Source organism: Bacillus sp. SW14, from assembly GCF_047608225.1.
GTDB classification, from domain to species: domain Bacteria; phylum Bacillota; class Bacilli; order Bacillales; family Bacillaceae; genus Bacillus; species Bacillus subtilis_G.
The window spans coordinates 2,875,292-2,898,074 of record NZ_JBLKRW010000001.1; the positions used below are offsets into that span (position 1 = coordinate 2,875,292).

General features: G+C 46.3%; 22 protein-coding genes. 8 read left to right on the forward strand and 14 right to left on the reverse strand.

The genetic code is table 11. The features are described 5' to 3' along the window. The first annotated feature begins 47 nt into the window (after positions 1-47). Entirely contained in the window at positions 48-1,097 is a 1,050-nt protein-coding gene (locus ACMX2I_RS14790) for a lactonase family protein (protein ID WP_414957322.1), read from the forward strand. Between the two features lie 41 nt (positions 1,098-1,138). On the opposite strand, the gene ACMX2I_RS14795 is transcribed toward ACMX2I_RS14790, so the two are convergent. From ACMX2I_RS14795 to proG, 10 genes are all read right to left on the reverse strand, one after another. Beyond that, the gene (locus ACMX2I_RS14795; protein ID WP_414957323.1) at positions 1,139-2,128 is read right to left on the reverse strand and encodes an ABC transporter ATP-binding protein; all 990 of its coding nucleotides are present in this window, start codon (positions 2,126-2,128) and stop codon (positions 1,139-1,141) included. Between the two features lie 12 nt (positions 2,129-2,140). Beyond that, complete coding sequence (locus tag ACMX2I_RS14800; protein ID WP_414957324.1) at positions 2,141-3,031, reverse strand: NlpC/P60 family protein; 891 nt, start codon at positions 3,029-3,031, stop codon at positions 2,141-2,143. Beyond that, on the reverse strand, positions 3,028-4,128 hold the full coding sequence (ykfB, locus tag ACMX2I_RS14805) for an L-Ala-D/L-Glu epimerase (RefSeq protein ID WP_414957325.1): 1,101 nt from the start codon (positions 4,126-4,128) through the stop codon (positions 3,028-3,030). The genes ACMX2I_RS14800 and ykfB overlap by 4 nt, the downstream gene beginning before the upstream one ends. Next, positions 4,125-5,084, reverse strand: coding sequence for a S66 peptidase family protein (locus ACMX2I_RS14810; protein WP_414957326.1), 960 nt, complete (start codon positions 5,082-5,084; stop codon positions 4,125-4,127). The genes ykfB and ACMX2I_RS14810 overlap by 4 nt, the downstream gene beginning before the upstream one ends. 88 nt (positions 5,085-5,172) lie before the next feature. Then, the gene (gene dppE / locus ACMX2I_RS14815) at positions 5,173-6,822 is read right to left on the reverse strand and encodes a dipeptide ABC transporter substrate-binding protein DppE (protein ID WP_414957327.1); all 1,650 of its coding nucleotides are present in this window, start codon (positions 6,820-6,822) and stop codon (positions 5,173-5,175) included. Positions 6,823-6,824: 2 nt separating this feature from the next. Beyond that, positions 6,825-7,832: an ABC transporter ATP-binding protein gene (locus tag ACMX2I_RS14820; protein WP_414957328.1), complete on the reverse strand. Its 1,008-nt coding sequence runs from the start codon at positions 7,830-7,832 to the stop codon at positions 6,825-6,827. Between the two features lie 4 nt (positions 7,833-7,836). Then, positions 7,837-8,799 (reverse strand): dipeptide ABC transporter permease DppC, encoded by a 963-nt coding sequence (gene dppC / locus ACMX2I_RS14825; protein WP_148963824.1) that lies wholly within the window; start codon positions 8,797-8,799, stop codon positions 7,837-7,839. 5 nt (positions 8,800-8,804) lie between these two features. Further along, on the reverse strand, positions 8,805-9,731 hold the full coding sequence (gene dppB / locus ACMX2I_RS14830; RefSeq protein ID WP_414957329.1) for a dipeptide ABC transporter permease DppB: 927 nt from the start codon (positions 9,729-9,731) through the stop codon (positions 8,805-8,807). Between the two features lie 16 nt (positions 9,732-9,747). Further along, a complete protein-coding gene (gene dppA, locus ACMX2I_RS14835) occupies positions 9,748-10,572 on the reverse strand; it encodes a D-aminopeptidase DppA (RefSeq protein WP_394714715.1) in 825 nt (274 codons plus the stop codon). Between the two features lie 127 nt (positions 10,573-10,699). Further along, complete coding sequence (gene proG / locus ACMX2I_RS14840; protein WP_414957330.1) at positions 10,700-11,518, reverse strand: pyrroline-5-carboxylate reductase ProG; 819 nt, start codon at positions 11,516-11,518, stop codon at positions 10,700-10,702. Between the two features lie 170 nt (positions 11,519-11,688). On the opposite strand from proG, the gene htrA reads away from it, so the two are divergent. After that, entirely contained in the window at positions 11,689-13,047 is a 1,359-nt protein-coding gene (htrA, locus tag ACMX2I_RS14845; RefSeq protein ID WP_414957331.1) for a serine protease HtrA, read from the forward strand. Positions 13,048-13,536: 489 nt separating this feature from the next. Here the strand turns inward: htrA and ACMX2I_RS14850 are convergent, their stop codons facing one another. The 4 genes from ACMX2I_RS14850 to ACMX2I_RS14865 all read right to left on the reverse strand — a co-directional run bounded on the left by ACMX2I_RS14850 (position 13,537) and on the right by ACMX2I_RS14865 (position 17,910). Further along, positions 13,537-14,508 (reverse strand): glycosyltransferase family 2 protein, encoded by a 972-nt coding sequence (locus tag ACMX2I_RS14850; protein WP_414957332.1) that lies wholly within the window; start codon positions 14,506-14,508, stop codon positions 13,537-13,539. 12 nt (positions 14,509-14,520) lie between these two features. Beyond that, positions 14,521-16,710, reverse strand: coding sequence for a glycosyltransferase family 39 protein (locus tag ACMX2I_RS14855; RefSeq protein ID WP_414957333.1), 2,190 nt, complete (start codon positions 16,708-16,710; stop codon positions 14,521-14,523). Between the two features lie 7 nt (positions 16,711-16,717). After that, a complete protein-coding gene (locus ACMX2I_RS14860) occupies positions 16,718-16,864 on the reverse strand; it encodes a hypothetical protein (protein WP_414957334.1) in 147 nt (48 codons plus the stop codon). Positions 16,865-16,959: 95 nt separating this feature from the next. Further along, positions 16,960-17,910: a ring-cleaving dioxygenase gene (locus ACMX2I_RS14865; RefSeq protein WP_414957335.1), complete on the reverse strand. Its 951-nt coding sequence runs from the start codon at positions 17,908-17,910 to the stop codon at positions 16,960-16,962. A 386-nt stretch (positions 17,911-18,296) separates the two neighbouring features. Between ACMX2I_RS14865 and steT the strand changes: the two genes are divergently transcribed. The 6 genes from steT (at position 18,297) to spoIISC (ending at position 22,768) form a co-directional block, all read left to right on the forward strand. Next, positions 18,297-19,613: a serine/threonine exchanger gene (gene steT, locus ACMX2I_RS14870; RefSeq protein WP_414957336.1), complete on the forward strand. Its 1,317-nt coding sequence runs from the start codon at positions 18,297-18,299 to the stop codon at positions 19,611-19,613. A 275-nt stretch (positions 19,614-19,888) separates the two neighbouring features. Next, positions 19,889-20,506 (forward strand): DUF47 domain-containing protein, encoded by a 618-nt coding sequence (locus ACMX2I_RS14875; RefSeq protein ID WP_003218470.1) that lies wholly within the window; start codon positions 19,889-19,891, stop codon positions 20,504-20,506. Between the two features lie 12 nt (positions 20,507-20,518). Continuing rightward, on the forward strand, positions 20,519-21,520 hold the full coding sequence (locus ACMX2I_RS14880; RefSeq protein WP_087990912.1) for an inorganic phosphate transporter: 1,002 nt from the start codon (positions 20,519-20,521) through the stop codon (positions 21,518-21,520). 109 nt (positions 21,521-21,629) lie between these two features. Continuing rightward, positions 21,630-22,376, forward strand: a complete 747-nt coding sequence (gene spoIISA / locus ACMX2I_RS14885; RefSeq protein ID WP_148963835.1) for a toxin-antitoxin-antitoxin system toxin SpoIISA — start codon at positions 21,630-21,632, stop codon at positions 22,374-22,376. Continuing rightward, positions 22,376-22,546 carry a three component toxin-antitoxin-antitoxin system antitoxin SpoIISB gene (gene spoIISB, locus ACMX2I_RS14890; protein WP_010330434.1) on the forward strand — a complete coding sequence of 57 codons (171 nt, stop codon included), beginning with the start codon at positions 22,376-22,378 and terminating at the stop codon, positions 22,544-22,546. Before spoIISA ends, spoIISB begins: the two co-directional genes overlap by 1 nt. 84 nt (positions 22,547-22,630) lie before the next feature. Next, complete coding sequence (spoIISC, locus tag ACMX2I_RS14895; protein WP_119913750.1) at positions 22,631-22,768, forward strand: three component toxin-antitoxin-antitoxin system antitoxin SpoIISC; 138 nt, start codon at positions 22,631-22,633, stop codon at positions 22,766-22,768. Positions 22,769-22,783 lie beyond the last annotated feature (15 nt).

Genomic DNA, 22,783 nt, shown 5'->3' on the forward strand with positions numbered 1-22,783 from the left:
AAGATACGTTAATATAGAGGTGACATCATTTTTAAGGGGGCATTCGCATGACAAAGTACATAGGGTATGTCGGAACATATACAAAAGGCGGAAGCGAAGGGGTTTATTCATTTGAGCTTGATACTGAGAAAAAAACACTCAGCGAGCCAAAGCTTGCCGCTAAGCTGGGCAACCCCACATATGTGACGCCGAATAAAGACAACACCATTCTTTATTCCATTGAAAAAGCAGATGGCCAAGGCGGAGTTGCTGCTTATAAAATTGATCAAAACAGCGGCGAATTAACATTTCTGAATCATCAGTTAATTGACGGCCCATCGCCGTGCCACGTAAACGCCGATGAACATAATCAATTCGTATTGACAGCCAACTATCACAGCGGGAAAATCCACGCTTTTCCGATTCAGGAAGACGGGAGCTTACAATCACCTGCTTCAGAAGCCGCTCACACAGGAAAAGGGCCGCACGAAAGGCAAGAAAAACCGCATATACATTACGCGGGGTTCACACCTGAACACAATTATGTCGTAGCGGTTGACTTAGGAATCGATAAGCTGTACACCTATAAAATGGAAGACGGCGTATTGACTGAATCCGGAAGCCATGCCTTCGCTCCCGGCACAGGACCTCGCCATATCGCTTTTCATCCGAAAGAAAAATACGCTTACGTGATGACAGAATTAAGCAATGAAGTGATTGCGCTTGAATACAATCCGACAGCCGGCGAATTCAGAGAAACCCAGGTCGTCTCTGCCATTCCTGATGATTTTACGGATAACAGCCAGGGAAGCGCAATTCATGTCACACAGGACGGCCGTTTTGTTTACGTCGCAAATCGCGGCCATGACAGTATCGCTGTATTTGAAGTGAATCAATATTCAGGCGAGCTGGCATTCGTAGAAAGAGTCTCGACAGAAGGAAACTGGCCTCGTGACTTCGTCCTTGATCCAACGGAAGCGTTTCTTGTTGCTTCAAATGAAGAAACAGGCAATCTTGTCCTGTTTGAGAGAGACAAAGAAACCGGCCGATTGACAGTGCTTCCTTCAACTGTTTCCGTCCCTTACCCGGTTTGTGTGAAATTTTTACATCAATCATAAAAACAAAGACTGGCTCCGCAAAGCGGGCCAGTCTTTTTGGTTTATCTCACCTTTTCTTTCGTATCAGCATTTCGATACAAATGGCAAGCGACAAATCGGCCGGCTTCGATTTCTTGAAGCTGGGGACGGGATTCCCCGCATTCTGGCATCGCCTCCGGACAGCGGGTCCGAAACACGCAGCCGCTCGGCGGATTGACCGGGCTCGGCAGCTCCCCTTTTAAGAGGATGCGCTCGCGCTTGTCCTCCAATTCAGGGTCTGGAATCGGAATCGAGGATAAAAGCGCCTTTGTATAGGGATGTAGCGGTTCACGATACAGTGTTCCGCTCTCTGTGATTTCCATCATGTGCCCTAAGTACATAACACCGATCCTGTCACTGATATGCTTCACCATCGAAAGATCATGGGCAATAAATAAAAACGTGAGCCCTTTCTCTTTTTGAAGCCGCTTCAGCAGGTTGACGACCTGCGCCTGGACCGAGACATCAAGTGCAGAAATCGGTTCGTCTGCCACGATAAATTCAGGATTCAGCGACAGTGCTCTGGCAATGCCGATTCTCTGCCTTTGTCCGCCGCTGAATTCATGGGGATAACGGCTGCCAAAATCGGGGTGAAGCCCCACTGCCTCAAGCAGCTCGTCCACGATGAGAAGCCGAGCTTTATGCGTATTGTAAAGGTTGTGAATTTCCATCGGCTCCAAAATGATGTCTCGAACGGTCATGCGCGGGTTAAGCGAAGCATAAGGATCCTGAAAAATCATCTGCAGCTTGCGGTTGAAGGCAAACTGCTCTTTGACACTTAGTGCGTGAAGGTTCGTTCCGCGGTATTTCACACTTCCTTCTGTCGGCTGATACAGGCGCATCAGCACTCTTCCCAAGGTTGATTTCCCGCACCCTGACTCTCCGACAAGCCCGAACGTTTCTCCTTCACGAATCTGAAAGGTGACCCCGTCGACAGCTTTGACTGTCCGCTTTTTTCCTGCGTCAAAATGCATTTTCAGCTGGCTGACCTCCAACAAAGGCAGTGGCGTCATTTGTCTCCCTCCTTATTCTGAAAAACAGCGGCGCACCGCACATCGTTCTTTTTCATAAATTGTCTCTTTTAATGTAAGGATTTCGATTGATTTTCCTGTCTTTGGAGAATGAAGCATTTTCCCGCCGCCTACGGACAGACCGACGTGATGAATCGCTCCTTTTCCTTCCTCATAAGCAAAAAACAGCAGATCACCGGCTTTCATATCATCAAGCGGAACATCTTCCCCCGCCTTTGCCTGATCTCCCGCATCACGGGGGATGTTGTATCCATTGGCCTTAAATATACTGTACATAAACCCGGAGCAATCAAACCCAAACCCGCTGATCCCTCCCCACAGGTATGGAAGCCCGAGAAAAAAAGCCCCCGTTTGAACGATGTCTTCAGCAGTCCCTTTCTGTTCGCGGACAGGCACTGCATCACTTTGCTTCACAAACCTTTCCCCAAAAGCGGTCGAAACCTTAAAATATCCGTTTTCTTCTGCAATGAGGGGGAGAACCGTCAAAAAGCTCAATTCGATCTCCTTTTCTCCATTACTTTTGTACAAAAAGGCAGCTGGTTTACTGATCATGACATCGTTTTGTATATGGATAGGACTTGTTTTTTTCAGCTGGTTCTTTTTCATCCAGCCCGGATATCCGCGCGGATCTTTTCGGGATGGCTGGCTCGGCACAATGACAGAAACCCATTCGTCCTGCTCCGCCGTCACCAGTACCTTTTCGCCAAAGAGAACCTGAGTTTGGATGATATTGTCTGCACATAATCCAAGCCGCTCATCATACGTCATGCGCTCCAGCCAGTCTCTGATCAATACGGTCGGACGAAGCATCACTTGATCAGATGGACGCGGCGAATTAGGCGCTGTCCAGATGTTGGCCACTGCTGAGATGACAGTGTGCATCATAGCTCTTTTTCTCCTTTCAAAAGCGCAGCTCCGGTGATTCCGAGACCCGGTCTGTCAGGCATCGCAATCGTGCTGCCGCTGTATGTGATGCCGCCTTTGATGACATCTGTTTTCAGCATCAGCGGCGCGTCAAAATCAAACCTTGTGATGTTTTTTTGGCTTGCGGCGAAATGTGCCGCGGCCGTAATGCCCAGCTTCGTTTCGATCATGCTGCCGACCATGCACTCCACTCCGCACGCCTCAGCCATGGCATTGATTTTCTCTGCTCCGCTGATGCCGCCCGCTTTCATCAATTTAATATTGATTAAGTCTGCGCTCCGCGTTTGAAGAACTTCGAACGCCTGACGCGGCGTAAAAACACTTTCATCGGCCATAATCGGCGTGGCTGTCGCATCTGTTACCTTTTTAAGCCCAGCGAGATCATCTTTAAGGACAGGCTGTTCGACAAGCTCAATACCAAGACCTGCATCCTCCATTTTCTGAATCGCTGTTACTGCTTCCTTCGGCGTCCATCCCTGGTTGGCGTCTAAACGAAGTTTCACGGCTGGCCCGACACGTTTTCTGATTTCTTGGATACGGGCGATATCTGTTGCGATATCATCTTTGCCGACCTTTATTTTCAGTGTTTGAAAGCCTTGTTTGAGATAATGCTCGGCATCCGCTGCCATCTCTTCAGGTGAGTTGACACTGACGGTATAATCTGTTTCCAGCGTATCCCGGTATCCGCCGAGCATTTGGTAAAGCGGCAGTCCGCACATCTGCGCCCAGCCGTCGTATACCGCCATTTCCACAGCCGCCTTCGCGCTCTGGTTTCCTGTGAGGAGATGCTGGATGTCATGCAAAATGGCCCCACAGCCAGACAGGCTTTTTCCAAGCAGTACCGGTTTCAAGACATTGTGAATCGCACTTTCAATGCTATCCATGCTGTCTCCTGTAATCACCATCGTTGGAGGTGCTTCCCCCCATCCGATGGCGCCGCTGTCATAAGTGATCCTTACAATGACCGATTCAGCCGTATATACAGTGCGAAGTGCGGTTTTAAACGGTTTTGTCAGCGGTACGGCGATTCGACTTGTGTTTATTTGAATGATTTTCATGTCTTCAGCGCCCCTTCTGAAACGCCAGCCTCGATGACGACTGTTTTTTCTCCTGTATTCATAGCAGCTTGCGCGCCTACCGGTACGGCGATACTCGGTGAACAGTGGCCGATTTTAAAACCTCTCAGTGCAGGCTTCCCCGCCGATACAATATAGTCTTCAAGCACTTGCTCAAGTGAGAGGGACTTCTCTCTTTTCACCGGGACACAGTTATGAAAATCACAAACAAGAATTCCGGCTGCGTCCGTCAGTTTCCCTGCCATTTTCAGCTGATTCAGCATCCGGTCGATTTGGTAAGGCTCCTCGTCAATATCTTCAATAAACAGAAGCTTTCCTCTCGTATCCATTTCAAACGGCGTGCCCAGCGTAGACGTCAGCAAAGAGAGATTTCCTCCGACAAGCTCCCCTTCCGCTTTTCCGGGAACAAGCACGGTCAGCGGAGAAAGCTCTTCTGTATAGGTGAATTCCGTCTCTCGGAAGAGCTGCTCATACGACGCTTTTGTCAGCGGGTGAACGTCGTCGAGGCCAATATCTGAACTGAGCATCGGGCCGTGGAAGGTGACAAGACCTGTATTTTGATGGATGGCAGTATGTAAAAACGTAATATCGCTGTATCCCCAAAAGATTTTAGGATGTTTACGGATTAAGCTGAAATCAATGCCGGCGGCGATACGTCCTGTCCCAAAACCCCCGCATGCGCACAGCACTGCTTTTACCTCCTCGTCTCTGAACATCTCATGGAGATCAGCCAGCCGCTCATCATCCTGTCCCGCTAAATAGCCGTGCTGGTTTTTCAGCGCCTTGCCCAATTTCACCTTTAAACCGAGCTCTTCTAAAAATACAAGCGCGGTTTCAAGCTTTTTTGGATCCGGCGGGCTTGCGGGCGCGATCACTCCAACTGTATCACCCTTTTTAAGCGCTTTTGGCTTGTGATTCAACTGAACCACTCCTTTCATTTGCTCTGCACCCTACGTATACGTGCAAAAAAGAGAAAAAATACCGCTCCATCGCTATAAAGAAGCAGTATTTTCCCAATCGCCGGCGTTAGTTTTTGTCAGCCCATTTTAAATCGATATAGCCGACAGGATGCCGGACGATTCCCTTCACATGTTCGTTTTGCAGGTTGACCTGGTTGTAAAAATAAACCGGAATGATCGGCGCTTCATTGACCAGCAGCTTTTCAGCTTGATGCATAAGGGAGAAACGTGTTTTTTCATCGGCTTCATGTTTCGCCTGCTTGATCAGCTGATCATATTCTTTATTGGCCCAGCCTGTGCGGTTCATCGAATTTCCTGTTTGGAAGGCTTCCAGAAAACTGATAGGGTCCGCGTAGTCAGGCAAAAATGAGCTTTGAGAGAATTGGAATTTCAGCGCTTTTTGATCCTCTAAAAATACGTTCCATTCCATATTGGCCAGCTTCACATCGACTCCAAGAGTATTTTTCAATTTTTGCTGGATCGCCTCGGCAATCTTTTTATGCTCCGGCTTTGTGCTGTAAGTAAGCGTAATCGCAGGAAGATTATCATAGTTTTCTTCCTTCATGCCCTTTTCCAGCAGCTGTTTCGCTTTGCTTTCATTTGGCGTGACCAGGTCTCCGCCCGCTTCACGGAAATCCTTGCCGTCAGGCTGCGTAAATCCGGGCGATACAAAGGCACGCGCCGGTTTTTCATTGTTTTTCGTGACGTACTTGACAATTTCCTTTTGATCTACAGCCATTGCAAAGGCTTTTCTGATGTTTTTATTTTGGAACGGCTCCATGTTCACATTAAACCGGTAGAAATATAGGCCCGCTTGGTCAACAATGCTGACGTTATCCTGATCAAGCAGCTGATCACTTAATTCAGCAGGGACATAAGCGGTATCCAGTTCCCCAGACTGAAACATCTGGTAATCTGTATTTCTGTCACTGACCATCGCCCATTTCACCTTATCAAGCTTCACGGTATCTTGATCCCAATACGTGTCGCTTTTCTCCATTGTGATGCTGTCATCATGCTTCCATTCCGCCAGCTTAAACGGACCGTTCCCGACAAATGTATCCGCCTCAGCAAACCACTTTGGATTTTCTTTATCAACCTTTTCGTTTACCGGAAAATACGCCGGATTGGACACGACGCTTAGAAAATATTTTTGCGGTGCTTCAAGCGTTACTTCAAGGGTTCGATCATCCTTTGCCGTCACCTTCACATCGTCTTTTTTCCCTTTTCCGCTGTTATACGCTTCGCCGCCTTCAATAAAATAGCCTAGAAACGCAGATGAAGCGCCTTTTTTCGGATCAAGCATCCGTTTCCACGCGTATTCAAAGTCTCCAGCCGTTACCGGATCTCCGTTTGTCCATTTCGCATTTTCCCGAATCGTAAATGTGTAGGTTTTTTTATCTTTTGATACAGACCACTTTTCCGCCATTGCCGGTTCAGGCTCATTCTCTTTGCCAAGACGCGTCAGCCCCTCCATGATGTTATTTAACGGCTGCCACGACACATTATTAAAACCGATCGGCGGATCAAATGAAGTCGGTTCATTTTCGTTATTTAAATACAGCACCTTTTCCCCGCTTGTTTTTGCCTTATCATTACCGCTTTCTTTTCCGGCCTTTTCGTTTGCTGTACATCCCATCAGCGCAAGCGAAAGTCCTAATGCAAGACCCATCCCCCACAGCTTTTTCACTCGTTTCATCCTCTTCCCCCTTTTCATGATCAATCCTTCGCATCTCCGGACAGCACCGCATGCTCGGCCCGGTGATCCTGCAACCAGCAGTTGACGGTGTGCGTGTCAGATCTGATGGTCTTTCCCGGGTATACCCTGTCACACACGATCATCCTGTTCGGACAGCGTGCGGCAAACGGGCAGCCTGGCGGAGGTGAAAATAAATCCGGCGGCGTTCCGTCGATCGGAATCAGCTCCGCGCCCTCCATATCCAGCCGCGGGACAGAGTTCAACAGCCCTTTTGTGTATGGATGCTGCGGCTGATAAAAAATATCTTTTCTCGTGCCGATCTCCGCTATTTTTCCGGCATACATAACTGCGACTCTGTCAGCAACCTGGGCAACGATCCCTAAATCGTGTGTAATCAGAATGACAGACACATTCGTTTTTCTCTGAATCTCTTTAAACAGCTCCAATATCTGTGCCTGAATGGTCACATCAAGAGCGGTGGTCGGTTCATCTGCGATTAAGATGTCTGGCTCGCAAATCAGCGCCATCGCAATGACAATCCGCTGTCTCATGCCGCCGCTGAATTGATGAGGATACTGCCTCAGGCGCTCTTCGGGATCGGGAATGCCGACCAATGACAGCATAGAAAGCACCTCTTCCCGCACCGCCTTTTTGCTCATTTTTTTGTGGCGCAGGAGCGCTTCCCCCAGCTGGTCTCCGACAGTCAGCGTCGGGTTTAACGCCGTCATCGGGTCTTGAAAAATCATAGAAATGTCGGCTCCCCTTATGCTTCTCATGTCTTTGTCAGAGAGATGGCAAAGGTCTTTGTTTTTAAATAGAATGCTGCCGTCTGTCACCTTCGCCGAATAGGGCGGAAGCAGGCCCATAATGCTTTGGGAGGTAACGCTTTTGCCGCAGCCGGATTCGCCGACGATTGCAAAGGTTTCACCTTGATACAAATCAAAGCTCACCCCTCTGACCGCCTGAACCGTCCCGCCGTAAGTCGTAAAAGAAACGTGCAGATTTTTGACTGACAGAACTTTTTCCATACAGCTACCTCCTCAGCTTAGGGTCGAGCGCATCCTGCAATCCGTCTCCCAGCACATTAAACGCATACATCGTCAATGAAATGAAAAAGGCCGGAAAAAACAGGCGCCACCAATGCCCGGATAAAATCGCAGGCAGACCGTCATTCGCCATCACACCCCAGCTGGCAAACGGGGCCTGTATGCCGAGGCCGAGAAAGCTTAAAAATGATTCTGCGAATATGGCGGCAGGTACGGTTAATGTCATTTGTACGATAATCGCTCCCATTGTATTCGGCAGCAGATTCTTCCGGATGATGCGAAAGGTTTTCGCGCCAAAGGTTTTCGAGGCGAGTACATATTCATAATGTTTAATTTGAAGCACCTGGCCTCTAACAATTCTCGCCATGCCGACCCATCCGGTTACAGTCAGCGCCACAATAATGGTGCCCAACCCCGGCCCCATCAGCACCATCAGCAAAATGACAACAAGCAGATACGGCAGCCCGTACAGCACTTCGATAACCCGCATCATGATGCCGTCAGTTCTGCCGCCTTTATAACCGGCAACGCCTCCGTAAATGACACCGATCACAAAATCAATCAGCGCTGCCATCACGCCGACAAATAGCGAAATCCTCGCTCCATACCATGTTCGGGTAAACACATCCCGGCCGAGCTCATCGGTGCCGAACCAATGCTCGGCTGAAGGCGGACGATTTTGTTCGGTCAGCGATTGGCGCGCGACACTATGAGGTGATAAAAAAGGTCCGATAACAGCCATGACAAAAAGAAATAAAAGAATAAAGAGTCCCGCCATCGCTAATTTATTTTTCTTCAGCCTCCTCCAAGCATCCTGCGTGTATGACAAACTCGGCCGCTTGACCGAATCGGCTTCTCGATTTTTTTCTTGATTCGAGACAAACCACTCATCCGGCACCTGAATATGCTGCTCTGGCTGGCGTTCATCTGTTTGTACAGGGAGATTCACACGCTTCACCCTTTCTTATGCAGTTTAATGCGCGGGTCTAAGAGACCGTAGGCCAAGTCGACCAAAAACAGCATGATGATCAGAATGACACTGTAAAAAACGGTCGTTCCCATAATCACGGGATAGTCCCTCTGATTAATGCTTTCAACAAAATATTTTCCCATTCCGGGAATGGCAAAGATTTTTTCAACAACAAAGCTTCCAGTTAAAATACTGGCGACGAGTGTGCCCAGAACGGTAACGACGGGCATGAGTGCATTTCTGAGTGCGTGTTTTACGATAATTTTGAACGGAGAAAGACCTTTTGCTTTTGCTGTGCGGATATAATCCTGTGTCAGGACTTCGACCATGCTTGACCGTGTCAGCCTGGCAATGATCGCCATTGGCCCTACGGCAAGCGCTGCGGTCGGAAGCACCATATGGATCGGGCTCGTCCATGTGGCAGCGGGAAATAGGTTGAGATTGACAGCAAACTGCTGAATAAGCAATGTTGCCAGAATAAAATTTGGGATGGAGATGCCGAGCACCGCCAAACTCATCGCGGCGTAGTCCAAAAAGCCATTGCGGCGGAGCGCAGCGATTACGCCCAGCACGAGCCCAGAGATCACAGCAATGACAATCGCTGTCAATCCAAGCTCAAAGGAAACGGGAAATCCGCGTTCCAGCATATCATTGACGCTGTCTGACGGTTTTTTAATTGAAGGTCCGAAATCGAATGTAATGATGGATTTTAGGTAGATGATGTATTGGAAAATGAGAGGATCGTCTAAGTGATAGTAGGCTTCGAGATTTTTTTGAACGGCTTCATTTGTGCCTCTTTCCTCGTTAAAAGGAGATCCGGGAATGACCTTCATGAGAACAAAAGTCAAGGTGGTAATCACCAAAATCGTAGCTGCCATTGCCCAAAAACGCTTCATCATGTATCGCACCAAAGCCTAAAACACCCCTTTAGCAGAATGATGTCCGCATCGCAAGCTCAGTCATGACAAGCATCGCCTGATAGGCTTCAAGCATGTCCTTCGCCTGAAATTGAACGGTTGTGGTTCCCGGCTTGATTTCAGTTCCCGGCATCAGATTTGCCCATTCTGCCTGTCCGTAATTGGCGAATTCAATGCTCAAAACCGGTCTGTCAGGCGGTGTGAGCGGTTTGACTTTATCTTTGTTTTTCAGGGCAAATGCGGTTTTTTCTGTCAGCAGCCGGCCGGCTTTCGCAGGGGACAAGCACTTCACTGCTGATCTTGAAATGGTTTGTTTGACAGCGGCTGTCGTGACATTCGGTATGAGCTCTTCCGCTTCCTTTGCGGCACGGTCATCACCGGCTACCATTAACACCGGGACATCATAATAACCGGCAACATATGCATTTAACCCAAGCTCACCGACAGGCCGATCGTTTATGTAAAAATGCCGGACGCCAAAAATCATGCTGTGTGACATCACACCGGGAGTCGAAGCTCTCGCATGGTAACCGAGAAACAAAGCGCCTGTAAACGTATCATCCAGCCCCTCTACCATTGAAAATGGTTTGACGTCACCGGAAATCAAGTCGGCTTCAGGGTGAAGCTTTTCAACCATCAGATTATTCATCTTCGAATGGCTGTCATTGACCAGCACCTCGGTACACCCGCTGTTAAACGCTTCGGCAATACAGTAGTTTGCTTCTTCGGTCATGATGAGCCGCCCGCGTTCATAATTGCGCTTGCCGGAATCCACAAAGGTATCGTCCGGAAGACCCGAAATACCTTCCATATCTACTGACATGTACAGTTTCATATCGCTCCTCCTTTTTACTAAATTATGAATATTCTAACAAATTATATTAAAAAAAGAGGAAAAATGCAATATAACTGGGGAAAATCACAACTTTTCATTGATAAAAAAAGAACCCTCTTTCAAGGATTCATGTCTGTTTCTCTGCCTGTTCTGTAAGCAGCTCATATTTTTTCAAAGTTTTATCAAACATCCGATCAAAAACGTCTGGCAAAGAGGCGCGGATCACCTCAGCTCCCTCTCCAGTAATTCCGCCTTTGGTTGCGACACGTTCCAGCGTTTCCCCGAAAGACATCTTCTTTTCGATCAGCAGTTTGCCAGTACCGTGTAACGAATGAATCAGAAAATCAAAGGCTTCTTCTTTGGACAGGCTGCTGTTTCTCACCGCAGACAGCGCCAGTTCTTCGAAGACGGCAGCTATGAACCCGGGTGCCGAGCTCGTCAAATTGCTGGCGGCATCCAAATTCGATTCTTTGATTTCTCGTACACTGCTGAAAACCGATAACAATTCATTCAGACGTTCTTTTTTATCCGCTGTCAATGCCTCACTGTGAACGACAAGCGAGACGCCCGCTTCAGCTTCGGACGTTATGGCAGGAATGAAACGTGATATACCAGCCTCCGTTTCAGCCTCCAAAAGACGCAGCGGCACACCGGCAGCAATGGAAACGATATGCGTATTCCTGTTTACATACGGGTGCAGACGGCGCAGTGTTTCAATGACATGGAGCGGCGGGACACATATCAAAATCAAACCGCACGTTTCAGCCCAGTTCTCAAGCGAATCCGCCGATACATTTGGATAATCTGACATCAGCGCCTGAAGCCGCTCCCCTTTCGTTCTTGTTTCAATAAAGAGCTCATTCTCCTTGATTTGGCCATGCTTCAACATCTGCCTGGCGATCATATCGGCCATGCTGCCATATCCAATCAATCCAATCTGTTCCATCGACTCAGTCCTTTCATATACAATAAAGAGTGTACCGTTTTCAGCCCTTTTTCACAATTTCCCATAATCTTTTCATTTTTATCCCACAGTTTTTGTTTATGATAAACTCAAGTCATAAACCTATCATAATGAAATAGATTTAGTGAAAATAGAGAAACGGAGTGAACATGATGAATAACTATCGTGACGAAAACAGAACGGAAGGAAATGAGAATGAGGTCTTTCTAGCGAAAGAAAACGATCAGAGCCCCTCCTACTCAGCCCGCAATGTGATTCATGACCAGGAGAAGAAAAAACGAGGGTTCGGATGGTTCAGACCGCTGCTCGGCGGCGTGATCGGCGGCAGTCTCGCTCTCGGCATTTACACGTTTACACCGCTAGGCGACCATGATTCTCAGGACACAGCAAAACAATCATCCAGCCAGCAGGAAACGCAATCTGTTACTGCGAAAAGCACGTCCTCTGAATCTAGCAAAAGCTCGTCAGACTCAAGCAGCTCATCTGCATTCAAGAGCGAGGATTCTTCTAAAATCTCAAATATGGTGGAAGACATTTCACCGGCGATTGTCGGTATTACAAATCTTCAGGCCCAGTCCAACAGCTCTTTGTTTGGCTCTGACTCATCCGGTTCCAGCGAAGGTACAGAAAGCGGATCGGGATCGGGTGTCATTTTCAAAAAAGAGAACGGCAAGGCTTATATTATTACGAATAATCACGTCGTAGAAGGGGCGTCTTCACTGAAGGTATCTTTATATGACGGCACTGAGGCGACAGCAAAGCTGGTAGGCAGTGATTCGTTAACAGATTTAGCGGTCCTTCAAATCAGTGATGACCACGTAACAAAAGTGGCGAGCTTCGGAAATTCATCCGATCTCAGAACAGGCGAGACCGTCATTGCGATTGGAGATCCGCTCGGAAAAGACCTGTCCCGCACAGTAACGCAAGGAATTGTAAGCGGTGTGGACCGAACGGTTTCAATGTCAACATCAGCCGGTCAAACCAGCATTAACGTGATTCAAACCGACGCAGCGATTAACCCAGGTAACAGCGGCGGTCCATTGTTAAGCACTTCCGGCAAAATCGTCGGCATTAACAGTATGAAAATCAGTGAAGATGATGTTGAGGGCATTGGATTTGCAATCCCAAGCAACGACGTAAAACCGATTGCTGAAGAATTGCTGTCTAAGGGGCAAATTGAACGTCCGTATATCGGTGTCAGTATGCTTGATTTAGAACAAGTGCCGCAAAACTACCAAGAAGGCACACTCGGCCTGTTCGGAAACCAGCTGAATAAGGGCGTATACATCCGTGAGGTCGCTTCAGGCTCTCCTGCTGAAAAGGCCGGATTGAAAGCGGAGGATATTATCATCAGCCTGAAGGGCAAAGAAATCAATACAGGCAGTGAACTGCGTAATATCTTATATAAAGACGCAAACATCGGTGATACCGTTGAAGTGAAAATCCTCAGAAACGGCAAAGAAATGACGAAAAAAATCAAACTCGACCAAAAAGAAGAAACAACTTCTTAAGAAATAGCGCCTCAGGCCGCAAAAGCGGTCTGAGGCTTTTTATTGAACAAAAGACCTATCGCTCTATGAAACACTCTGCCTCAACATCTGACATGATACTAATCAGATGTTGAGGCATCATTTGAGAAAGCGGTATGAACATGAAAACCGTGGGATTGAGCATGATCTGGGCAGGGTCAAACTTTTCTGTGCTAAACTCTCTCCTTTCTGAATCGACTGTCGTGGGGAATTACACTGGGTGCCAGTAGTCTATTACACATAACCGATACGGCTCTCACCATGCGTTTCTGTAAAGCCCTCCAATATATCAGCTGACATTCAGCATAGCCGAGGACGACTGCTTTTAGGCTTTGCCGTTTTTATTTCAGCATAACTGAACCGCAGTGCAAGTTTACAATCCCTAATTCCCATAAATCGATCAGCATCTTTTACTTTGATCATCGCGCAGAACATAAAAAACCCCTGTCCGTAAAGGATAGGGGTTTCAGGTTATGACATATGCTGGTCTCTATAGAGTCTTTTATTTTCAATTCCATATGATTTCTGCACGATGTAAAGCGGCCTGTCTTTGGCTTCATCATAGATTCTGCCGATATATTCGCCGATCATCCCTAGAATCAGAAGGACGATGCCGCTGAACAGGAGCTGGATCACAATAAGGGATGACCAGCCCGTAATCGTGCTGTCTGTGAATAGCTTCAGGTACAGCACGATAAACATATACAGAAATCCCGCACCTGACATGAACATCCCCGCATAGCTTGCCAGCTTCAGCGGTTTGTGTGAAAATGTCGTGATGCCATCCATTGACAGCTTGAGCATTTTCTTCAGCGGGTACTTTGTTTCTCCGGCGAGCCTTTCATCTCGTACATACTCGACCGCTGTCTGTTTGAAGCCCACCCAGCTGACGAGCCCTCTGACAAAAGGATTTTTTTCTTTTAATCTCTTCATTTCATCACAGACTTTTCTGTCCATGAGACGGAAATCTCCGGTATCAATCGGGATATCGATATCTGTCATGCTGCTGAGAAGCCGGTAAAACATAGCCGCTGTCTGTTTTTTGAAAAAGGTTTCCCCTTTTCGTTTTGTACGTACGGCGTACACAACCTCATAGCCTTCCTTCCACTTTTCAATCATATCTAAAATCAACTCAGGAGGGTCCTGCAGATCGGCGTCAATGACGGCGATTGCATTCCCCTGTGCATAATCCATTCCCGCTGTAATCGCGATCTGGTGCCCAAAATTCCTGGAAAAATCAATGATTTTCACTCTCGGATCAATCAGGCTGTGTTCTCTTAGAATCTCAATACTGCGATCTTTGCTGCCGTCATTGACAAATAGCAGTTCATAGTTTTCCTTCGTTTGATCCATGACCTCTTTTAAGCGCTGATAGGTTTCATGAATGACAAGCTCTTCATTATACACAGGTACCACAATTGAATATTGAATATGTCTGCTCATGTTTTTTTCCTCCTATTCATCAGCATTTAGTTCGTATAATGCAGCTGACTGGTTCATTCCGCCAGGCCCGCCGCCCATTTTGCCGGTTTGGCCTGAAGCGTTGCTCTCGCTTGACGTACCTGATGAATCAGTCTGATCAGGTGATGTCTGCTGATCAGCGCTTGACTGCCATTTATCAGAAGAAACTTTCTTGCCGTTTTCTTGAACCCATTCGACAATTTCATTGTTTCCGCCTTTCCCCATTCCTGAAGCCAAGAAGTATTTCACTTTTCCTTCTTTTACGAGCTTTTTAAATTGAGTCAGCGTGATGGCCGGGTCAGAACCGCTGAATCCGCCGATCGTCATGACGGCCTTTTTCGTTTTGATAATATATGGCGCCGCTGTGTTCGAATCGGTTGTGGCGAATAGGTATTCAGCCCCAGAGTTATTCTCCTCTAGATATTTGATCAGTTTTTCATTTACAGTCGCATCAGACATTCCCATGCCTTTTCCGCTGCTTGAAGCGAGCTGCGGCCCTGTTTCAGGAAGAGAACTGTTTCCTCCGTACAGGAGAGGTGTGCTTGCCCAATAAATCGGCATCACAAGCAATACGAGAAGACCTGCAAGTGATATATAATATGTGAGCGGTTTTTCACGCTGTTTAAAAATCAAAAGAGCAATGGCAGATAACGCACCGATAACCCCTACGCCGATACTCCATCCAACACCGATTTGATCGTTGTAGTTTCTCAGAATAAACAATTCAAATCCTGTTGTGGCAATCATCGCCACCGGCAATAGCCAAGACTTCCAGCCTGTATGGTTTCGGTATAACTGAACGAGCGCAACCCATCCAGCTCCGACAAGTGCAGCAATCGGCGGCGCCAGCATAATGAGATAATAATGATGAAAAAATTCTGCGACACTGAAGAATCCGGCAATCGGTACAAGCCACGCAACCCAGAATACCGTTTCCTTCTGCTCTATAGATAATCTTCTTCTTTCTCTCGCGCCAGCGATCAGTAAGCCTGCGATTCCAAAAATCGCAAATGGCATAAGCCAGCTGATTTGATCAGATAACTCTGTTTGGAAAAGCCGCAGCGGACCAGGTGTTCCCGTTCCAAACATTCCTGAACCTGATTGCATTTTCGAACCGGTTCCTGTTCCGCCTTTCCCTCCGTCTCCGCCAGGTCCCCCTTGGCCGCCATCTCCGCCGCTTGGAGGGCCTCCTTGACCGCCGCTTGGCATTTCTCCTCCGCTTGGCATTTGGCCATTGGATGGAGGTGCCGTCATATTGCCATTTGATGATTTGTCATTACTTGATGAACTGCTGCTTGATGACTGATTAGGCGGTGCTTGATTTTGTGTTGAACTGTTATCTGAGGAAGACATTTCTTTTGAAGCGTCTCCGTTTGGTCCGCCCTGGCCGCCGGAATTTTGGCCCGTCAGCCGCTGAATCCCGTTATAGCCGAAAGCCAATTCCAAAACAGAGTTGGTCTGGCTGCTTCCGATATAAGGCCGCTTGCTTGCAGGGATATTGTCAACAATGAGCGGCCATGATAACGAAACGGCTGCCAATACAGCTAAAGCACTTACCAATGAAACGATTTTTTTCTTGATTGTGGCGTTTGCCGCAATCAGATAGAACAATAAGAAAGCCGGTAAAATCATATAAGCTTGAAGCATTTTTGTATTGAAACCTATCCCAACCACGAAAAATGCTGCTAACAGCCATATCAGCTTTCCTTTTCTGATCGCTTTAAAGAGGAGCCATGTGGCAAGCAATAAGAAAAATACCAGTAATGCATCGACATTGTTTGTTCGTGCTACAGCTACAGCAATCGGCGTACATGCCATAACAAATGAGGCAATGCGCGCCGCCGTTTTACCGAATGTCGGCTTAATCAGCAAGTACATCAGAAGGACTGAACCTACACCCGCCAATGCTTGAGGGAGAATGACGCTCCACCCGTGCATACCGAATATTAATGCACTGATCGTTTGGATTTGGTATGTAACAGGCGGTTTATCAACTGTTATAAAGCCGGCAGCATCGAACGAAGCATAAAAGAAATTATGAAAGCTTTGCATCATACTTGTAACTGCCGCGGTGTAATAAGGATTCACCGTGTCGTCCGTCCAAATGTTATAGATATTTAAAAATGCAGATGCGAGCAAAATGAGGATAAGGACGATATCCAGCTCGCGTTTTTTCTTTTCCACTTGTTTTTCACTCCTTTTTGTCTAACTTTGAAATAGTGTAACAAGCAAATATGAATAAACTATTAATAAACAAAGGCAATATTTTTGCCGAGACCATTTCGTGCCAATCGTCCATATATACAACGGGTTTTAAGCCATTTCTCCCAATCGTCACCTGATATGTCCTGCCCAATAAGCCATGCTGTTTATGCAGCCTCTATGATAATAAAAAAGCCTCCCGGCAGCGCCGGAAGGCAAATCAATCTCAATTTAGTGTATCGGTTTTAGTTTTGCTTCTATTTCAGCTCTTCGATGCTCAAGATACGGAGGAAGAGCGATCGTTTGGCCTAGCTCATCAAGGTTTTCATCAACCATAAATCCCGGTCCATCTGTTGATAACTCGAACAAAATGCCGTTCGGCTCTCTGAAATACAGCGCCTTGAAATAGTAGCGTTCAACGATGCCGGAATTGCTATAGCCTTCCCGGCTGATGATCTGATGCCACCCGGCAAGCTCTTCTTCATCTCTTACCCGAAACGCAACATGGTGAACACTTCCTTTTCCTTGGCGTTCGCGCGGAAGATCGTTTCTTTCTATTAAATGGATTTCTGTTGCAGCACCGCCTTCTCCAGATTCCAAAATGACGGCCGCTCCTTGTCCTTCGACTGTTTCACGGCTGATTTCTGTAAATCCGAGAATATTCATCAATACGTGTAAAGTTGGTTCAGCGTACGGTACAGTCAGCTCAACCGGCCCTAACCCGCGAAACGAAAATTCTTCCGGAATACCGCTTTGTTTAACAGGCAGACCATATCCTTTTCCTTTCTCATCCGCAGTCAGCACAAGGCGCTGCCCTTCATGATCTCGGAATGCCAATATGTCACGTCCCGCTCTTTGGGTGACTCCGCTATGCGCCACCTGATGCTCTTCAAAACGTTCTTTCCAAAAATGCAGGGCTTCTGTGCTTGGAACACGCAAACCAATAGAAGAAATACTGTTTGTGCCCGCATGAAACGGCGCAATGCGGGGAATCTCGAAAAACGTCAGCTCAGTTCCCGGATTTGCCACTTCATCTCCGTAGAACAGATGGTACATTGTCGGTTCATCTTGGTTGACGGATTTTTTGACGAGCTTTAATCCTAATACTTTCTTATAAAAATCTAAGTTTTTTTGTGCGTCGGCCGTTAATGCCGACACGTGGTGAATGCCGTTGACTTTCATATGCTGTCCCTCCAGGTCATTTTATCTTGATTTCGAGATATTATATCATAGTTATATATTTAGTGTTCTAATAACAAGGTATTTTATTCCCATGGGAAAGTCAACATATCAGCTTCATCGGAGGTTCGTTATTTTGCTAGGTTCTTACAGCATCTTCTATGACGGTTGAAATCCTACCGAAAAACACGAACTTTTGAACTTGAAAAACACATTTTTATTCGTTTATTAATTATTAAAGCAGGCGTTTCCATAGGTTTATCAGCCACATTGAAAGCAAATATCGAAAATCAGAAAATTTATTTTATTTCACTTTTCTAAAATAGGGTTTACAATATGAAAAATAGATTCTTCATCATGAAGCTTCAACATCATAGGAGGTTAAGGACATGCATACTGAAGACAACGGTTTAAAAAAAGAGATAGGCCTCTTGTTTGCCCTTACTCTTGTCATCGGAACCATTATCGGTTCAGGTGTGTTTATGAAGCCTGGCGCTGTGCTCGCTTATTCGGGTGATGCAAAGACAGCGCTATTCGCCTGGCTGTTGGGCGGTATTTTAACATTGGCGGGCGGTTTGACAATCGCGGAAATCGGAACGCAGATTCCGAAAACCGGCGGGCTCTATACGTACCTTGAAGAAGTGTACGGAGAGTTTTGGGGGTTTTTGTGCGGCTGGGTGCAGATTATCATTTACGGTCCGGCGATTATCGGCGCGCTGGGTTTATATTTTGGATCTTTAATGGCGAATCTTTTCGGCTGGGGATCTGGACTATCAAAAGGAATCGGAATTATAGCCGTTCTCTTTTTATGCATCATTAATATTATCGGTACAAAGTACGGCGGCTTTGTCCAAACGTTGACAACGATCGGCAAGCTGATTCCGATTGCATGCATCATCATCTTCGGTCTTTGGAAAGGCGATCAGCACATCTTTACAGCAGTAAACGAAAGCATTTCCGATATGAATTTCGGAGCAGCCATCTTGGCTACACTGTTTGCTTACGACGGATGGATTCTTCTGGCCGCTCTCGGCGGAGAAATGAAAAACCCCGAAAAGCTGCTCCCACGTGCAATGACTGGCGGATTATTAATCGTAACAGCCATCTATATTTTCATTAATTTTGCATTGCTTCACATCCTGTCTGCGAACGAAATTGTCACACTTGGTGAAAATGCGACAAGCACTGCTGCGACCATGCTGTTCGGTTCAGTTGGCGGAAAGCTGATCAGCGTCGGGATTATTGTCAGCATCTTCGGCTGCTTAAACGGAAAGATCCTTTCTTTCCCGCGAGTGTCCTACGCGATGGCGGAACGCAAACAGCTTCCATTTGCTGAAAAACTGTCACATGTGCATCCAACGTTCCGCACACCATGGATTGCGATTACCTTCCAGATTGCTGTGTCTTTGATTATGATGCTGATCAGCAACCCTGATAAGCTCTCGGAAATCTCTATTTTCATGATCTACATTTTTTATGTAATGGCCTTTTTTGCGGTGTTTATCCTCCGCAAGCGAACAAAGGGAGAAAAGCGCGCCTACAGTGTTCCGCTTTACCCATTCATGCCGATTTTGGCAATCGCGGGCTCATTCTTTGTGTTAGGAAGCACACTGATTACAGATACACTGAGCTGTGGATTATCAATCCTCATCGGCCTTGCCGGACTGCCTGTTTATTACTGGATGAAAAAACGAAAAGCTAGCTGATAAAACGGTTCCCTTGTTTTGGGAACCGTTTTTTGGTGAAACAGAAGAAAAAAGTTGACAGGAAAAACACAACTTTTGATATACTTTTTACGTTAAGCAGAAGGATTTTGCTAACTTGGGTCGTTTTTTGTACCGAAGCAGGCCATGATAAAGAGACATGATTTACCGAAAAAGTCAAGCCGCGTTTTTTTCGACTTTTCCTGTTTTTTTTCGACAAAAGGCTATATAATAATTTGATGTGTGCATTGTCTCATTCAAACTATGGAGGGTTTTTAATGATAAGAAGAAAAAAAGATAAGTTCTCACTCCTTTTAACAGAAATCGCAAAGAATATAGACGAAACTGCCGAATATTTTGTGAACTTTAAGGTTACAAACCAAACGACGCTTAAAGAATTCGCAGATACGTTAAAGGAATATGAAACAAAAGGTGACAATCATGTTCATGTCATGATTAAAGAGCTTAACAAAGCGTTCATCACTCCTATTGAACGCGAAGATATCCTTCAGCTGACAAACAGCCTGGATGATGTGCTTGACGGAATCGAGCATTTCTCTGCCATGATGGAGATTTTTTCAATTACTTCATCAGACGAGCATATCGATAAATTCAGCGGATACATCAGAGAATGTGCGAAAGAAATTTTGATTACAATTGAGCTGCTGGCAGAAAACCGCTTAAAGGATATTCAGCCTCACGCGATCAAAATTAAAGAATATGAGCACAGCTGTGACAACCTGCACAGAAAGTCATTAAAGAATCTTTTCGGAAATGAAACAGATCCGATCAAAGTGATTCAATACCGTGAAATTTACGAAACGCTTGAAGAAATTGCTGACTCTTGCCAAAGTGTTGCCAATAATCTTGAAACCATCATTATGAAAAACGCGTAACGAGGGGTAAAAATGGATATTCTATTCATATTAACGATACTAATAGTCATTTGTGCTCTGGTGTTTGATTTCATCAACGGGTTTCATGATACGGCGAACGCAATTGCCACTTCGGTATCCACAAAAGCGCTGAAACCGCGTCACGCCATTATCATGGCGGCTGTGATGAACTTTATCGGGGCAATGACATTTACAGGTGTTGCAAAAACCATTACGAAAGACATCGTGGACCCTTATACACTGGAAAATGGTTCAGTTGTCATTTTGGCTGCGCTACTCGCTGCGATTGCCTGGAACCTGATCACATGGTACTACGGCATTCCAAGCAGCTCATCTCATGCCATCATTGGAGCTATTGCCGGTGCAGCTATTGCCGCGGCTGGATTTGCTGCGTTAAATTATAAGGGCTTTATCAAAATTATTGAAGCACTGATCCTATCACCCATTATTGCCTTTGTTCTTGGTTTTATTCTTTACAGCATCGTTAAGCTGATTTTCAAAGACAGCAATTTGTCGAAAACGAACAAGCAGTTCCGCAGAGTGCAAATTGTAACAGCTGCCCTGCAATCATACACCCACGGAACAAACGATGCGCAAAAAGCAATGGGAATTATCACAATGGCTCTCATCACAGCGAATTTACATACTTCTGCTGATGTCATTCCAACCTGGGTGCAATTCGCCTGCGCGACAGCCATGGGTCTTGGAACTTCAATCGGCGGCTGGAAAATCATCAAAACCGTTGGCGGAAAGATCATGAAAATCCGTCCGGTAAACGGTGTTTCCGCTGACTTAACCGGGGCAGCCATTATTTTCGGCGCCACATTTATACATTTGCCGGTCAGCACAACCCACGTCATTTCTTCATCTATCCTTGGCGTCGGTGCGTCACACCGGGTAAAAGGCGTAAACTGGGGCACAGCTAAGCGTATGCTCGTGACATGGGTCATCACGCTTCCGATTTCAGCGACACTCGGTGCCATCGCCTACTTTATTTTAAATATGATTTTTTAATGGTACACCGCTTCTGTCAAAGGAGCGGTTTTTTTGATGGAACAGGAAAATCAGCAGGATCTCTCGAATACAATAAGCAGAACCTATTTCAGATGTGAGGGATTCATGTATGCTTTTATTCTTTCAGATCATGGTCTGGTGCATCATGGCCGGATTAGGCTTATACGTGTACGCCACGTGGCGTTTCGAAGCGAAGGTCAAAGAAAAAATGTCCGCCATCCGGAAAACATGGTACTTGCTGTTTGTTTTGGGTGCTATGATATACTGGACATATGAGCCCTTTTCCCTGTTTACCGACTGGGAACGGTATCTCATTGTCGCTGTCAGTTTCGCTTTAATTGACGCTTTCATCTTCTTAAGCGCATACGTCAAAAAACTGGCCGGCAGCGAACTGGAAACCGACACAAGAGAAATCCTCGAAGAAAACAACGAAATGCTTCACATGTATCTCGATCGGCTGAAAACATACCAATACCTATTGAAAAACGAACCGATCCACGTTTATTATGGAAGTATAGATGCATATGCTGAAGGTATTGATAAGCTGCTGAAAGCCTATGCCGATAAAATGAACTTAACGGCCTCACTTTGTCACTATTCGACACAGGCCGATAAGGACCGATTAACCGAGCATATGGACGATCCGGCAGACGTGCAGACACGGCTCGATCGAAAGGATGTTTATTACGACCAATACGGAAAAGTGGTTCTCATCCCATTTACCATCGAGACACAGAGCTACGTCATCAAGCTGACGTCTGACAGCATTGTCACGGAATTTGATTATTTGCTTTTCACATCATTAACGAGCATATATGATTTAGTTCTGCCAATTGAGGAGGAAGGTGAAGGATAATGGAACGCGCGTTTCAAAACGGATGCGAGCCCCGGGCGGCAAAACCGTCAAAGATCCTGAAAAAACGTTCAACCACCAGTGTCGCAAGCTATCAAGTCAGCCCGCATACAGCAAGAATCTTCAAAGAAAACGAACGGCTGATTGACGAGTATAAACGAAAAAAAGCATGATCACACTAAAAGGACAAGGGAAAACAGCTCTTGTCCTTATTCCTTTTCTTAAAGGGTTACATATACTAAAACAAACAGAGGATATTGTCAGGTGATACAGTGAAAAAATTGGTGAGGCGTGTGAAGTTTGTTGATTACGGAAGGTTTGGCCTTTCGGGGTATTCGCTTCGGGTTCGGGAGCGCAGTGCAGGTATATTAAAAAAGTTGAAGAAGAAAAAATAAATCCCGGAAACTCCG